Source organism: Tepidimonas sp. HKU78, assembly GCF_049860815.1.
In the GTDB taxonomy this organism is placed as follows: Bacteria; Pseudomonadota; Gammaproteobacteria; order Burkholderiales; family Burkholderiaceae_C; genus Tepidimonas.
This window is the reverse complement of sequence record NZ_CP187547.1, coordinates 818,343-832,644: the sequence shown is the minus strand read 5'-3', so window position 1 is coordinate 832,644 and position 14,302 is coordinate 818,343. Positions and strand designations below refer to the sequence as shown.

The following is a 14,302-nucleotide window of genomic DNA, read 5'->3' as shown; positions in this document are numbered from 1 at the left end:
CGCAACGGTGACTGCACGGCATGCCCCGGGCCCACGCAGGCACCCCGCGCAGGCATTGTAGGCGAGCGCCCCGGGCGGGACCCACTGCCAGCGCGCTGCCCGTTTACGCGGCCGGCACGCGAAACCGCTCCACCAATGCCGTCAGGTGTGTGGCTTGCTCGCGCATCGCCAGCGCGGCGGCGGCGATTTCTTCGACCAGCGCCGCGTTTTGCTGCGTCATGCGGTCGAGCTGGCCAATGGCCTCGTTCATCTCGTCGACCCCATTCGCCTGCTCCTGACTGGCCTGTGCACCTTCGGCGATCGATTCACCCAGCCGGTGCACTTCGTCGCGCATGCGCTCGATGGTGGCGCGCGCCTGTTCGACCTGATGGGTCCCCTGCTGCACGTCGGCCACACTGTGTTCGATCAAGCCACGGATCTCGCGCGCGGCCTCGGCGCTGCGCTGGGCGAGGCCGCGCACCTCCCCCGCCACGACGGCAAACCCCCGGCCCGCCTCACCGGCTCGGGCCGCCTCCACCGCCGCGTTCAAGGCCAGGATGTTGGTCTGGAACGCGATGCCGTCGATCACGGCGGTGATAGCGGCGATGCGGTCGCTGCTCTGGCGGATGGCCTCCATCGTGGCCACGAGCTGGGCCACCGCCTGATCGCTCTCGCGCGCCCGCTGCCCCAAGGCCTGCGCTTGCTCGCTGGCGCGACGGGCGCTGGCAGCCGCTTCGCGGATGCGCTCGGTCAACGCTTCCATATTGGCCGCGGCTTCCTGCAAATTGCTGGCGGCTCGCTCGGTGCGGTCCGACAGATCTTGGTTGCCGTGCGCGATTTCCTCCGTGGTCTCTTGCAGCTGGGTGCTGGCGTGGCGCACTTCCCGCACCAGGGCAGCCAGTTCGCCTCGCATGGTTTCCAGCGCTCGGGTCATCTCGCCAAATTCATCGCGCCGCCGGGTATCGAGGGCGTACGTGAGATCCCCTCCGGCCAGCGTGGACGCAAACGATACCGTGCGCTGCAGCGGCTGGCGGATGTGCCGGATCAGCCCCCACGCGCCGATGAGGATGCCCAACACCAGCAGGCCCATCGCGGTGGAGCCGAAGATCATGTTCTGGCGACGCTTGCTTTCGTAGTACGCCTGCACGGTGGCAAGCTGGGCGCGTTGGTAATCGGCAAACTCGCGCAGCGCGTGCAAATACGCCGGGATGCGCGGGGTGTAGCGCGCCTCCAGCACGGCCAACGCGCGCTCCTCGTCGCCCGCCTCGCGCAAGCGCTGCGCCTCCTCGAACGCCGCTTCGATCTCGCGCCGCAGCGCCATCACGGCATCCAGCAGCGCTCGCTCACGGGCGTCGCTCACCTTCTCGACGATGCTGGCCTCCAGCTCGGCCATACGTTTGCGCCCCTCGGCCATGGGCACCAGATAGAGGGTCTGCAGGATCGGGTCGCGCGCGATGAACATGGCCTGCGCGCGCGTCAGATCGGTTTCGACCAACCCCGCCCACAGCGACGCGGCAAACAGCCGCTCGGTGCGCGCCCGAATCGCCGCTTCCGATGCGCGGCTCGTCAGTGCCGATTGCGCCGACACCGTCACCACCACCGCGACGATGGCCGCAACCAACACCCCTACGCCCGTCCACAGCTTGGTGGACAGCCGCCAGTCCTTCACACGCATGCGATTTCCCCGATGTCGATGCCCAGACGTTCGACCGGGGGGTCGGAACCGCCCGGGCACACAGGGGCGACACTCTAGCGCAGGGGTGGGCCGATCCCCATGAGGGATTTCCCTAAACGAACGTTCGTTCTTTTTTCAAGCCCAGCACGTCGGCCATGTCGTACAGCCCGGGCGGCTGTTGGGCCAGAAAGCGCACCGCGCGCAGGCTGCCTTGGGCATAGGTGGCGCGGCTGCTGGATTTGTGCGAGATTTCGATGCGCTCGCCCATGCCCAGAAACATCACCGTGTGGTCGCCCACCACATCGCCCCCGCGCACGGTGGCAAAGCCGATGGTGCCCGGTTCGCGCTCGCCGGTGTGGCCGACGCGCTGATAGACGGCGCAATCTTGGAGGCTGCGGCCTTGCGCTGCGGCGATGACCTCGCCCATCTGCAGCGCCGTACCGCTGGGCGCGTCGACCTTGTGGCGGTGGTGGGCTTCGACGATCTCGATGTCGTAGCCGCTGGACAGGGCGCGCGCGGCCATCTCCAACAGCTTGAGCGTGACGTTGACGCCCACGCTCATGTTGGGCGCGAGCACGATGGGCACTTGCTGCGCCGCCTCGGCGATCGCCGCTTTTTGCGCCGGGTCGAAGCCGGTGGTACCGATGACCAGCGCGGTGCCGTGGCGCACGGCGGCCGCCACGTGCGCCATCGTGCCCTGCGGGCGGGTGAAGTCGATGAGGACGTCGCTGGCCGACAGCGCCACGTCGATGTCTGCGGCGATGCGCACCCCGCTGGATTGCCCCAAAAAGGCGGCCGCATCCTGCCCCAGCGCGGGGCTGTCGGGCCGGTCGAGTGCAGCCGTCAGCACACAGTCGTCGGCCGCCAACACGGCTTCGATCAACATACGGCCCATGCGGCCGCTGGCGCCGGCGATGGCGACGCGATGGGGGGTGGAGGCGGTCATGGTGCGAGCAAGGGGCAAACGTTCAACGCGGCTCGAGGGGCGGATAGGACGTCGCAGGCGCGGGGGCGGGAGCGGGAGCCGCCGATGCGGGCTCCACCGGCGCCCGGGAGGCAGCCGGTGCCTTGGACTCCGCGGCCTGGAGCTGCTCCTCGGTGGCTTCGAGCACCGGCACCCGCCCGGGCGGGCGGCGCACCTGCAGCGACGCCACGAACTCCTCTTCCGTGGGTAGCTCATCGGCCTGCACGCGCTCGAGCCGGTCGTCGCGGAAAAAGACGGTCACCACGCGCCGCTGTGGCGGCTGGCCCTGGCGCTGGAAGGTAAAGACATAGTCCCAGCGGTGGGCGTGGAAGACGCTGGCCACCAACGGCGTACCCAGGATGGCTTGCACCTGCTCGCGCGTCATGCCCGGCTGCAACGCCTGCACCTGCTCGCGCACCACCACGTTGCCTTGCAAGATATCCATCCGATACGGGGTGATAAGCCCGCCCAGGTTGGACAAGCGCGCCGATGCCCCGTCGAGGGCCGAGCAGCCAGACAGCGTCAACAGCAGCGGCACCGCCCAGACGGCCGCACGCCGGAGGGTCGATGTCGGGTCAAGGCGGGCAGGGTTCATGGCAGTCGTCAGAAATGGGCACACGGATACACGCAAACCGGTGCGTGGTTATATCATCTCGCCCATTGTAGTGTCGCGCGCCCGCGGCCCAACCCAACACCCCCACGCATGACTGGTATCGACGAACTCAAGAGCACGGGGCTCAAGGCCACGCTGCCGCGCCTGAAGATCCTGGAAATTTTTCAGTCCGGGCGGCAGCGGCACATGACGGCCGAAGACGTCTTCAAGGCGCTGCTCGAGGAGCAGTCCGACATCGGGCTGGCCACGGTCTATCGCGTGCTGATGCAGTTCGAGCAGGCCGGCATCTTGGTACGCAGCAACTTCGAGTCGGGCAAGGCCGTCTACGAGCTCAATGAAGGCCAGCACCACGACCACCTGGTATGCCTGGACTGCGGCCGCGTCGAGGAGTTTTACGACGCCGAAATCGAACGTCGGCAGCAGGCGATCGCGCAAGAACGAGGGTTTGCGCTGCAGGAGCACGCGCTCTCACTGTATGCGCACTGCCAGCGTCAAGACTGCCCGCACCGTGGCAATCGCGCGCGCCGGGGTTGAGCGCGCCTAGCCGTCGCGCAGCATGGCGGCGCGCTGGCGCTGCACGAACTCCTGGTACGTATCGATGCCGCGCAGTTGCAATATCGCGTTGCGCACCGCGGCTTCAACGAGCACGGCGATGTTGCGCCCCGCCACCACGGGAATGACCGCTTTGCGGATCGCCACCCCCAGCACGTCCTGATACATCGGCTCGCTGGGCAGCCGCTCGTAGTCACGCTCCAGTGTGGACAGCCGCACCAGATGCACGATCAGGCGCAACCGCATTTTGCGGCGCACCGCCGTCTCGCCAAAGATGGCCTTGATGTCGAGCAGGCCGATCCCGCGCACCTCCAGCAGGTTTTGCAGCAAGTCTGGGCAGCGCCCTTCGATCGTCGTTTGACTGACGCGGTAGAGATCGACCGCATCGTCGGCGACCAGGCCGTGTCCGCGCGTGATCAGCTCCAGCCCCAGCTCGCTCTTGCCCAGGCCGGACTCGCCCGTGATGAGCACGCCCAGGCCCAAAATGTCCATGAACACGCCGTGCAGGGTGGTGCGCTCGGCAAAGTGGCGCGAGAGGTAGGCGCGCAGCACATCGATGACGAACCCCGCCGAGGCCGCGGTGGCAAACAGCGGTATGTGCGCGCGCTCGCACATCGCCACCAACTCGGGCGGCGGGGGCTGATCGTCGGCCACGACCAGCAGCGGCGGCTCGAGCGTGACGATGCGCGCCACGCGCCGGCGGCAGTCCTCGGCGGTGGCGTTGTGCAGATACGCCACCTCGCGCGCCCCCAACACCTGGGCGCGATAGGGGTGGATGTAGTTGAGATAGCCCACCAGATCCGCGCCCGAGCGCGCTTCGGCCACGGCTTTGTCGTCGAAGCGACGCTCGGAGGCCGACTGGCCCGCGACCCACTGCCACTTCAGGGTCTCGCGGTGGTCCTCGAACAGGGCATCGGCGCTGACGGCGCTGGGTTTCATGGCCGGGGGGCGCGCGTCGGGATCATGCGCGCGGGCGGCGCATCAGGCGGCGGCATGGGCCGACTGCCAGCCCGCAATCAGGCCGTGCAGCGTGGCGGCGTTATCGGCGCTGCGCAGCTTTTCGCGCAGCGTGGTGTCGCTGAGCAGTTCGGCGATCTCGGAGAGGATCTCCAGATGCTTTTGCGTGGCCGCCTCGGGCACGAGCAGAAAGATCAGAAGATTGACGGGTTGCTCATCCGGCGCGTCGAAACCAATCGGCTGCGCCAGCTGGAATACCGCGGCCATGGGCTGCTTGAGGCCCTTGATGCGCCCATGCGGAATGGCCACGCCGTGCCCCAGACCGGTCGAGCCCAGGCGCTCGCGCGCAAACAGGCTGTCGGTCACGAGCGCGCGGTTGAGTCCGTGCAAGGATTCGAACAGCAAGCCAGCCTCCTCGAACGCACGCTTCTTGCTCGTGGCCTCGACGGCCACCTGCACGTGCTCAGGCGGAAGGATCGCAGAAAGTCGGTTCATCGCTATGCCTCGGAACGAGGGCCCATTATGCCGCCAACTCGGCCGCCCTGCATCGGCCTAGAAAGGACAAACCGCTTGCCGAAGCAAGCGGTTTGTGCGCCACAGCACGGGCTGCCTGCAGTGTGTTCAGGCGATTTCGCGCTTGACGGGCAGGTGATGGTGCTCTTGGACCTTGTCCTTGTAGCGCAACACCTGGCGATCGAGCTTGTCGGCCAGCTCATCGACCGCCGCGTACAGATCGGCGTGCGTGCTCTCCGCGTAGATGTCCTTGCCTTTGACGTGAATATTGCACTCGGCCTTCTGCCGGTGATCCTTGTCCTTGATCTTGTCGACGGTGAGCAGGACACGGATGTCCACCACTTGGTCGAAATGGCGCGAGATACGCTCCAGCTTGCTGGTGACGTAGCTGCGCAGGGCGGGCGTGACTTCGAGGTGGTGTCCGCTGATGGTCAGGTTCATGAAGAGCCTCCTTTCGCTCCTGTGGATCGCCCGGTGGCCGACCACCGGGAGCCCGCGGGCCCGGCGCCGTGCCAGACCCACGCTCATACTATGCCCGTTTGACCGCGTCGTGACAAGCGCTGTTTGGCAGCGCCCCGCGCCTGGGCCCGCCGCTGCGGGATTTCCCGCATGGCCGAGGCACGGCGGCGCGGGAATACTGTGCGCATGGCCCTGGAGACACTGCTGGCCACCAGCCTCGAACCCCCTGCGGCCGACCAGCCCTCGCGTCGGGCGTTGGTGCTGATGGGTGGGGGTGCGCGCACCGCCTATCAGGTGGGGGTGTTGCGCGCGCTGGCGCGCATGCTCGGTGAGGATGCACCCTTTCCCTTCCACATCGTGCTGGGCACATCGGCCGGTGCCCTCAACGCAGCCTACCTGGGCAGCCGCGCAGGTAACGGCTGCTCGGCGTTCGATCAGTTGGCCGCCTTTTGGTCGCGGCTGCGGTCGCACCAGGTCTATCGGCTGTCAGCGTGGCGGCTGGGGCCGCCAAACCTGTTTTCGGCGGGGTGGACCCTCGTGTGGCAGGTCCGACGGCACCGCGCCCTGCTCGACACCGAGCCGCTCATCGACACCCTGCACCGCCACTTGCACCTGGAACGCCTGGATGCGGCGCTGCGCGATGGCCCGCTGCACGTGCTGGGAGTGACCGCATCGAGTTACAGCAGCGGCGAACACTGGACGTTTTTTCAGACCCACGACCCCAGCTGCTCGCCCTGGCGTCGCCCTGGACGGCGCGCCGAGGCGCAGCTCATCGGCATCGAGCACCTGATGGCCTCGGCGGCCATCCCATTTCTATTCCCTGCCGTGCCCCTGTGGGTCGGGGGCCACAAGGAATATTTCGGCGACGGCTCGATGCGCCAACTCTCGCCGCTGTCGGGGGCCATCCATCTGGGGGCGCGGCAGATCTTGGTCATCGGGGTGGGCCAGCCGCAGCGCGCGGGCTTGACGTCATCCCGTGCTGGGCCTGGGGCACCCAGCGCGGGTACCATCGCCGGCCACGCGCTGGCCAGTGTGTTCCACGACACGCTGCTGGCCGACGTCGAGCAGGCCCAGCGCGTCAGCCGCACCCTGGCCCAGCTGCCGCCGGAGGTGGCGGCGTGGTTGCCCTACCGGCCGGTGGAGGTGCTGGCGCTGCAGCCCAGTGCCTCGCTGGACGAACTGGCACTCAAGCACGTGCAGGAGTTGCCCGCGGGTACGCGCGACACGCTGGCCGGGCTAGGGGCACTGGAGACCCGGCGGCACGGTGCCGGCAGCGCTGCTGCGCTGGCCAGCTACCTGCTGTTCGAGCCGGGCTTCGTGCACGCGCTCATGCGCCTGGGCGAAATCGACGCCCAGCAACGCGAGGGCGAGCTGCGCGCGTTCTTTGGCGCGGCGCAACACGACGATGCGCCCGTTGCGGTGCGATAATCGCACGCGTCATACGCCGATTTGGAGTTCTTCCCGTGGAAAGCAGCCCTAGTGGCGTGCTTTCGGCGCTGGGTCGCCACACCTGAGCCTTGCCCGCCCAATTGGGGCGCGACACACCAGGGGTGACGGACTTGCGATCGAAAGCACCCGTCGATGATCGTCGTCCCCCCAACCCGCCCATTGGTCGCGCCCATGCTCAACGTCTTTACGCTCGTCAACGGTCGCCTGGTCCAGGAGGAAATCGAGTCCCTGGAGGATCTGGCCCGCTTCAAACCCATCTGGGTGGACATGGAAGCGCCCACGCCCGAGGAACGGCGCTGGGTGCGCCAGCACTTCGGCCTGTCCATCCCGGAAGACGCGATGGACGAGGACATCGAGGAGTCGGCCCGCTTCTTCGAGGAGGACAACGGCGAGCTGCACGTGCGCTCCGACTTTTTGATCGCCGACGAGGACGACCCGCGCCACGTGCGGGTGGCGTTCATCCTCAACGACCGCAACCCCGACCTCAACAGCCACGGCGTGCTGTTTTCCATCCACGACGAGGACGTGCCGGTATTCCGGCTGCTGCGTCTGCGCGCACGCCGCATGCCGGGCCTGATCGACGACGCCAAGGACGTGCTGCTGAGCCTGTACGACACCGACGCCGAGTACTGCGCCGACACCCTAGAAGAAATCTACGACGACCTGGAACGCATCAGCAGCAAAGTGCTGTCCGGTCAGGTGACTGACGACATCGCCAGCGAAGTGCTGGCGTCCATCGCCCGCCACGAGGACATGTCGGGCCGCATCCGACGCAACATGATGGACACGCGGCGCGCGGTCAGCTTCATGATGCGCTCGCGCATGCTCAGTGCCGAGCAATTCGAGGACGCGCGCCAGATCCTGCGCGACCTGGACTCGCTCGACAGCCACACGGCCTTTCTGTTCGAGAAGATCAACTTCCTGATGGATGCCACCATCGGCTTCATCAACATCAACCAAAACAAGATCATCAAGATCTTCTCGGTGGCCTCGGTCGCCTTGCTGCCGCCCACGCTGATCGCCAGCATCTACGGCATGAACTTCGAGTACATGCCGGAGCTGTCGCAGAAGTGGGGTTACCCGGCCGCGCTGCTGCTGATGGTGGCCAGCGCCGTGGGGCCGATGCTGTATTTCCGCAAGCGCGGCTGGCTCAAGTGAAGCGGCTCGGCAGCGCGCTCACAGCAGGTTGAGCGCCTTGCGCACGATGCGCGCGCTGTAGTGGCGGGCCACGTCGCGCATGAAGGCCTGGAAGTCCACGTGCGCCTCGTCGTCGGCACGATCCGACAGCGTGCGCACGGCGCCAAACGGTGTGCCATAGTCCCAGCACACCTGGGCCACGGCAGCGCTTTCCATGTCCACTGCCAGCGCCTCGGGCAGCGCCTCGCGCAACGCCTGCGACTCGGCCGCGCTGGTGATGAAGCGGTCGCCACTGATGATCAAACCGCGGTGTACCGTGGGCCGGTGCAGCCCCAGTGCGCGCAGCGTCTCCTCACTGACCAGCTTGGGCAGCCACGTCACCGCGTCGCGCGCGGCTTCTTCCAGCACCTGCGCCAGCACCAAATCGGCGTCGAAGTGCATCTTGCCGGTGCCCGGCACCTCCCAGCGCGGAAACAGCGGCGCCGCACTCAAGTCGTGCTGCAGGTAGCGCGTGCCCACCACGACGTCGCCCACCTCGGCCCCCAGCGCCAAGCCGCCGGCCACGCCAGTGAACAAGATGTATTGCGGCGCGAAGCGCTCGTGCAAGACCGTGGCCGTCGTCGCCGCCGCCACCTTGCCGATACCGCTGAGCACGGCCACCACTTCGTGGCCCTGCAGATGGCCTTGCCAGAACTCGCGCCCCGCCACCGTCACCTTGCGCTCGTCGGGCATGAGCTGCAGGATTTCGGCCAACTCTTCGTGAACGGCACTGATGACGGCGACACGGGCCATGCGACCACCTCCGGGACAACGTTACTTTTTGTCCCGCAATTCTCGCCGCAAAATCTTGCCCACGGGCGTCTTGGGCAACTCGGTGCGGAACTCGATCACCTTAGGGCGCTTGTAGCCCGTCAGGCGCGCTTCACAGAACTCGCGGATGTGCGCCTCGGTCAGCGCCGGGTCTTTCTTGACCACGACCAGCTTGACTGCCTCGCCCGAGTGCTCATCGGGGATGCCCACCACCGCGCACTCCAGCACGCCGTCGCACTGCGCCACCACGTCCTCGATCTCGTTGGGGTAGACGTTGAAGCCCGACACCAGGATCATGTCCTTCTTGCGGTCGACAATTCTGAAGTAGCCGCGCTCGTCCATGACGCCGATGTCACCGGTGCGGAACCACCCGTCCGCCGTCATGACCTTGGCCGTTTCATCCGGGCGCTGCCAGTAACCCGCCATCACCTGCGGGCCACGGATGGCGATTTCGCCCGGGGTGCCCATCGGCACCTCGTTGCCGTTGTCGTCCACGCACTTGAGCTCGGTGCTGGGGATGGGCACCCCGATCGTGCCTGAAAACTCTTTGACCGTGACCGGGTTACAACAGGCCGACGGGCTGGTTTCACTCAAGCCGTAGCCTTCGCAGATTGGGCAGCCGGTGCGCTCCAGCCAACGCTTGGCCACCGCCGCTTGCACCGCCATGCCCCCACCCAGCGAGACGCGCAGGTTGCGCCAGTTGACGGTGTCAAAGTCCGGATGGTTGAGCAGCGCGTTGAACAGGGTGTTGACCGCCGGAAAGCTGTGGAACGTGTGGTTGCGCAGCTCCTTGAGCACCGCCGGGATGTCGCGCGGGTTGGGGATGAGAATGGTCTTGCCGCCGGTGCGCATGCCCAACATCATGTTGACCGTGAAGGCGAAGATGTGATAGAGCGGCAGTGCGCAGACAGCGGTGGGCTGTTCGTGGGGAGGAATGGTCTTGCGCGCCGGCGCCTCCCACGCCTCGGACTGCAGCACATTGGCGATCAGGTTGCGGTGCAGCAGCACCGCGCCCTTGCTCACCCCGGTCGTGCCGCCCGTGTACTGCAGCACCGCCACGTCGTCGGGCCCCACCTCGACCGGCTTGAAGCCGGCGCGTCGGCCACGCGCCAGCGCGTCGTTGAATCGCACCGCCTGCGGCAGCTCGAACGGCGGCACCAGCTTTTTGACGTGCCGCACCACCAGGTTGACGATCACGCCCTTGATGCCCAACAGATCGCCCATCGCGGCCAGCACCACGTGCTGCACTGGCGTGTTGGCGATGCACTGCTGCAGCGTGTGGGCGAAGTTTTCGATGATGACGATGGCCTTGGCACCGCTGTCCTTGAGCTGGTGCTCCAGCTCACGCGCGGTATAGAGCGGGTTGACGTTGACCAGGATGTAGCCCGCGCGCAGGATGGCGGCCACCGCAATGGGGTATTGCGGCACGTTGGGCATCATCACCGCCACGCGATCACCGCGCTGCAGGCCCAGGCTCTGCAAATACCCGGCAAACGCGCGCGAGGCCTCGTCGATCTCGCGGTACGTCCACTCCTTGCCCAGAAAACTGTACGCGGGCCGGTCGGCGTACTTGGCAAAGCTCTCTTCCATCAACGCCACCAGCGACCGGTACTGGCCGGGGTCGATGGTCGCGGGCACGCCCTCGGGGTACTGTTGGAGCCAAGGTTTGTCGGCAGCGGTCACGGTGGTCATGGGGGTGTCTCCAGTCGATGAACAGAGTCAGCCGCGGCTCTGCGGCCTGACGCCAGGCTGACGGCTACGGGCATTATTCCCCAAAAAGCCCCGACGAGAACGCTATATTGGGGTTTTTCCGAACGATCGTTCGCTGGTTGGAGGGGGAGAGATGCTGCCCGCGTGAAGAAAGACGGGAGACATTCAAGCAGGATGCCCTACGTGCCTGGGACGACTATCAGCACACCGGCCTGCACCTGACGGCAGAAGAGGCCGATGCCTGGCTGGCGAAGTTGGAAGCGGGCGAAGAGGCGGAGCCGCGCAACGCGCGGTAGCGGCGATACGAGCGGGGGTCGAGGTTTTGGCCCAGCAGCCGCACCTCGGCCGCCTGGTGGAGGACATGCACCCGGCGTTTCGGGAATGGCTGATCGACTTCGGCAGCAGTGGCTACGTCGCTCTTTATCACTTCGACGCGCAGTACATTGCCATTCTCGCGGTCCGGCATCAAAAAGAAGCCGGGTATTGAGTCGCCTCGCCCACCGCCCCCTCACTCGATCGCCTTGACGATGTCCTCCACCACCTTCTTGGCGTCGCCGAACACCATCATCGTCTTGTCCATGTAGAACAGCTCGTTGTCCAGGCCGGCGTAGCCCGCGGCCATGGAGCGCTTGTTGACGATGACGGTGCGTGCTTTGTACGCCTCCAGGATGGGCATGCCGTAGATGGGGCTGCCTTTTTGCAGCGCGGCCGGGTTGACCACGTCGTTGGCGCCCAGGATGACCGCGACATCGGTCTGGCCGAATTCGGCGTTGATGTCCTCCATCTCGAACACCTGGTCGTACGGGATCTCGGCCTCGGCCAGCAGCACGTTCATGTGGCCCGGCATGCGCCCGGCCACGGGGTGGATGGCGAACTTGACGCTGATGCCTTTTTCGGTGAGCTTTTGCGCCAGCTCCTTGACCGCGTGCTGCGCGCGCGCCACCGCCAGGCCGTAGCCGGGCACGATGATGACGCTCTCGGCGTTGGACAGGATGAACGCCGCATCGTCGGCACTGCCGCTGCGCACGGTACGCTGGGGCTGGTCGGCCTGTGCGCCACTCGCGGCATCCCCGCCAAAGCCACCCAGGATGACGTTGATGAACGAGCGGTTCATCGCCTTGCACATGATGTAGCTCAGGATCGCGCCCGAGCTGCCCACCAGCGAGCCCGCGATGATGAGCATGGGGTTGTTGAGCGAAAAGCCAATACCCGCCGCCGCCCAGCCGGAGTAGCTGTTGAGCATGGACACCACCACCGGCATGTCCGCCCCGCCGATGGGGATGATGATGAGCACGCCCAACACGAAACTCAGCGCCGTCAGCACCGCGAACGCGGTCCAATTGCCGGTGAGCGCAAACACCACGCCCAGCGCGATGATGACCAGCCCCAGCACCAGGTTGAGCAGATGCTGGCCGGGAAACACCACCGGCGCGCCGCGAAAGAGCCGGAATTTGACCTTGCCCGACAGCTTGCCAAACGCGATGACCGAGCCGCTGAAGGTGATGGCGCCAATGGCCGAGCCCAGGAACAGCTCGACCTTGTTGCCGACGGGGATGTCGCCGCCCTTGGCCGCTAGGTCGAACGCCCACGGCTCGACCACCACCGCGATGGCGATGCACACCGCGGCCAGGCCGACCATGCTGTGCATGAAGGCCACCAGCTCCGGCATTTTGGTCATCTCGACCCGGCGGGCCATGATGGCGCCCGCCGTGCCACCCGCGACCAGTCCCAGCGCCACCCAGGCCAGCCCCATGGCTTCGTCCAGCGCCATGCGCTCGGCCAGGGTGGTGATCAGGCCCATGGTGGTAACGATGGCAATGGCCATGCCGACCATGCCGAAGACGTTGCCACGGATGGAGGTGGTGGGGTGACTCAGCCCCTTGAGCGCCTGGATGAAGCAGACGCTGGCCACCAGGTACAGCAAAACGACGAGGTTCATGCTCATTGGGCGGCTCCTTCACCGGCAGCGGGTGCTTTGCGCTCTTTTTTCTTGAACATCTCCAGCATGCGCCGGGTGACCAAAAAGCCACCGAACACGTTGACCGCCGCCAGCGCCACCGCCAGCACGCCCATGGTCTTGGCCAGCGGGCTTTCGGTGAGCGCCGCGGCCAGCATGGCACCCACGATCACGATGGCCGAGATGGCGTTGGTCACCGCCATGAGCGGGGTGTGCAGCGCAGGGGTGACGTTCCACACCACGTGGTAGCCCACGTAGATGGCCAGCACGAAGATGATGAGGTTGAAGACGACGGGGGAGATGGCTTCCATGGCAAACCTCGAACGGTGGAGTGATCGGGCACGACGCCGCATTCAAGCGCGACGCTTGACCTCGCCGCCTTGCGTGACGAGGCAGGCGCTGACGATGTCGTCCTCCAGCGGCACCTGCACGGCCGTGGCGTCCTTGGGACAGATGAGCTTGAGGAAATCCAGCACGTTGCGCGCGTACAGCGCCGAGCTGTCGGCGGCCACCAGCGCGGGCAGGTTGGTGTGTCCGATGATGGTCACGCCATGCACGGTGACCACTTGGTCGGGCACGGTCAACGGGCAGTTGCCCCCGGGTTGCCCGTGCGGACCGACCGGACCGCGACCCGCGGCGATATCCACGATGACCGAGCCCGGCTTCATGCTGCGTACCATGTCTTCGGTGACCAGCGTTGGGGCAGGGCGGCCAGGGATGAGCGCGGTAGAGATGACCACGTCGGCCTGCGCCACGCGCTTGGCGACTTCGACCTTTTGGCGCTCGAGCCAGCTCTGCGGCATGGGGCGCGCATAGCCGCCGACGCCTTGTGCGCATTCGCGCTCCTCGTCGGTCTCGTAGGGCACATCGATAAATTTGGCCCCCAGCGACTCGACCTGCTCTTTGACCGCTGGCCGCACGTCGGACGCCTCGATCACCGCGCCCAGTCGCTTGGCGGTGGCGATGGCTTGCAGGCCCGCCACCCCCACGCCCAGCACCACGACCCGCGCGGCCTTGATGGTGCCCGCTGCGGTCATGAGCATCGGAAACAGGCGCTGGTAGTGGTTGGCCGCCAGCATCACGGCTTTGTAGCCGGCGATGTTGGCCTGGCTGGACAGCACGTCCATGCTCTGCGCGCGCGTGGTGCGCGGCATGGCCTCGAGTGCAAACGCGGTCAGCCCTGCGGCCGCCAGTCGCTGCAGCCCCTCGGCATCGAAGGGGTTGAGCATGCCCACGAGGGTGGCGCCCGGCTTCATGCGCGCGAGCTCGTTCGCCGACGGCGCACGCACCTTGAGCACCAGCTCGGCACCCAGGGCGGCGTCGGCATCGACGATCTCGGCGCCTGCCGCGCGGTAGGCCTCATCCGGTGCGCTGGCCGCCACACCGGCGCCGCTTTGGACCAGCACGGTGTGGCCTTGCGCCACGAGTTTTTTGACTGTCTCCGGGGTGGCGGCCACCCGGGTCTCGAGTGCCGCCATTTCGGCGGGCACGCCTATGCGCATGGTGGGTTCTCCTCTGTTGGGTCGA

15 protein-coding genes are annotated in these 14,302 nt (G+C 66.7%); 4 read left to right on the top strand and 11 right to left on the bottom strand.

The window, feature by feature from the left end; all coding sequences use genetic code 11:
* Nucleotides 1-103 precede the first annotated feature (103 nt).
* From ACPYIS_RS04080 to ACPYIS_RS04070, 3 genes are all read right to left on the bottom strand, one after another.
* Entirely contained in the window at nucleotides 104-1,654 is a 1,551-nt protein-coding gene (locus ACPYIS_RS04080) for a methyl-accepting chemotaxis protein (protein ID WP_424859978.1), read from the bottom strand.
* Between the two features lie 112 nt (nucleotides 1,655-1,766).
* The gene (dapB, locus tag ACPYIS_RS04075) at nucleotides 1,767-2,600 is read right to left on the bottom strand and encodes a 4-hydroxy-tetrahydrodipicolinate reductase (protein ID WP_299020790.1); all 834 of its coding nucleotides are present in this window, start codon (nucleotides 2,598-2,600) and stop codon (nucleotides 1,767-1,769) included.
* A gap of 22 nt (nucleotides 2,601-2,622) precedes the next feature.
* Complete coding sequence (locus tag ACPYIS_RS04070; protein WP_424859979.1) at nucleotides 2,623-3,213, bottom strand: outer membrane protein assembly factor BamE; 591 nt, start codon at nucleotides 3,211-3,213, stop codon at nucleotides 2,623-2,625.
* A gap of 108 nt (nucleotides 3,214-3,321) precedes the next feature.
* On the opposite strand from ACPYIS_RS04070, the gene fur reads away from it, so the two are divergent.
* A complete protein-coding gene (gene fur / locus ACPYIS_RS04065; protein ID WP_299020786.1) occupies nucleotides 3,322-3,765 on the top strand; it encodes a ferric iron uptake transcriptional regulator in 444 nt (147 codons plus the stop codon).
* A 6-nt stretch (nucleotides 3,766-3,771) separates the two neighbouring features.
* On the opposite strand, the gene hprK is transcribed toward fur, so the two are convergent.
* The 3 genes from hprK to hpf all read right to left on the bottom strand — a co-directional run bounded on the left by hprK (nucleotide 3,772) and on the right by hpf (nucleotide 5,694).
* Entirely contained in the window at nucleotides 3,772-4,722 is a 951-nt protein-coding gene (gene hprK, locus ACPYIS_RS04060) for an HPr(Ser) kinase/phosphatase (RefSeq protein ID WP_299020784.1), read from the bottom strand.
* 42 nt (nucleotides 4,723-4,764) lie between these two features.
* Nucleotides 4,765-5,235 carry a PTS IIA-like nitrogen regulatory protein PtsN gene (gene ptsN, locus ACPYIS_RS04055; RefSeq protein WP_299020782.1) on the bottom strand — a complete coding sequence of 157 codons (471 nt, stop codon included), beginning with the start codon at nucleotides 5,233-5,235 and terminating at the stop codon, nucleotides 4,765-4,767.
* A 126-nt stretch (nucleotides 5,236-5,361) separates the two neighbouring features.
* Nucleotides 5,362-5,694 (bottom strand): ribosome hibernation-promoting factor, HPF/YfiA family, encoded by a 333-nt coding sequence (hpf, locus tag ACPYIS_RS04050; protein WP_299020781.1) that lies wholly within the window; start codon nucleotides 5,692-5,694, stop codon nucleotides 5,362-5,364.
* A gap of 204 nt (nucleotides 5,695-5,898) precedes the next feature.
* On the opposite strand from hpf, the gene ACPYIS_RS04045 reads away from it, so the two are divergent.
* Both ACPYIS_RS04045 and corA read left to right on the top strand, forming a co-directional pair.
* A complete protein-coding gene (locus tag ACPYIS_RS04045; protein WP_424895040.1) occupies nucleotides 5,899-7,140 on the top strand; it encodes a patatin-like phospholipase family protein in 1,242 nt (413 codons plus the stop codon).
* Nucleotides 7,141-7,332: 192 nt separating this feature from the next.
* Nucleotides 7,333-8,319 carry a magnesium/cobalt transporter CorA gene (gene corA, locus ACPYIS_RS04040; RefSeq protein WP_424895232.1) on the top strand — a complete coding sequence of 329 codons (987 nt, stop codon included), beginning with the start codon at nucleotides 7,333-7,335 and terminating at the stop codon, nucleotides 8,317-8,319.
* Between the two features lie 18 nt (nucleotides 8,320-8,337).
* Here corA and ACPYIS_RS04035 read toward each other — a convergent pair whose 3' ends face one another.
* Together ACPYIS_RS04035 and ACPYIS_RS04030 are read right to left on the bottom strand one after the other, a co-directional pair.
* Nucleotides 8,338-9,090, bottom strand: a complete 753-nt coding sequence (locus ACPYIS_RS04035) for a 5'-methylthioadenosine/adenosylhomocysteine nucleosidase (RefSeq protein WP_299021980.1) — start codon at nucleotides 9,088-9,090, stop codon at nucleotides 8,338-8,340.
* 21 nt (nucleotides 9,091-9,111) lie between these two features.
* Nucleotides 9,112-10,800 carry a long-chain-fatty-acid--CoA ligase gene (locus ACPYIS_RS04030; protein WP_299021982.1) on the bottom strand — a complete coding sequence of 563 codons (1,689 nt, stop codon included), beginning with the start codon at nucleotides 10,798-10,800 and terminating at the stop codon, nucleotides 9,112-9,114.
* Between the two features lie 340 nt (nucleotides 10,801-11,140).
* Here ACPYIS_RS04030 and ACPYIS_RS04025 point away from each other — a divergent pair, with 340 nt between their 5' ends.
* Nucleotides 11,141-11,305 carry a type II toxin-antitoxin system RelE/ParE family toxin gene (locus tag ACPYIS_RS04025; protein ID WP_424895041.1) on the top strand — a complete coding sequence of 55 codons (165 nt, stop codon included), beginning with the start codon at nucleotides 11,141-11,143 and terminating at the stop codon, nucleotides 11,303-11,305.
* A gap of 21 nt (nucleotides 11,306-11,326) precedes the next feature.
* Here ACPYIS_RS04025 and ACPYIS_RS04020 read toward each other — a convergent pair whose 3' ends face one another.
* The 3 genes from ACPYIS_RS04020 to ACPYIS_RS04010 are packed head-to-tail and all read right to left on the bottom strand — an operon-like array spanning nucleotide 11,327 to nucleotide 14,277.
* On the bottom strand, nucleotides 11,327-12,763 hold the full coding sequence (locus ACPYIS_RS04020) for an NAD(P)(+) transhydrogenase (Re/Si-specific) subunit beta (RefSeq protein WP_424895042.1): 1,437 nt from the start codon (nucleotides 12,761-12,763) through the stop codon (nucleotides 11,327-11,329).
* Nucleotides 12,760-13,086 carry an NAD(P) transhydrogenase subunit alpha gene (locus tag ACPYIS_RS04015; protein ID WP_299021989.1) on the bottom strand — a complete coding sequence of 109 codons (327 nt, stop codon included), beginning with the start codon at nucleotides 13,084-13,086 and terminating at the stop codon, nucleotides 12,760-12,762. The genes ACPYIS_RS04020 and ACPYIS_RS04015 overlap by 4 nt, the downstream gene beginning before the upstream one ends.
* Before the next feature lie 42 nt (nucleotides 13,087-13,128).
* Nucleotides 13,129-14,277, bottom strand: a complete 1,149-nt coding sequence (locus ACPYIS_RS04010; RefSeq protein WP_424895043.1) for a Re/Si-specific NAD(P)(+) transhydrogenase subunit alpha — start codon at nucleotides 14,275-14,277, stop codon at nucleotides 13,129-13,131.
* Between the last annotated feature and the right edge of the window lie 25 nt (nucleotides 14,278-14,302).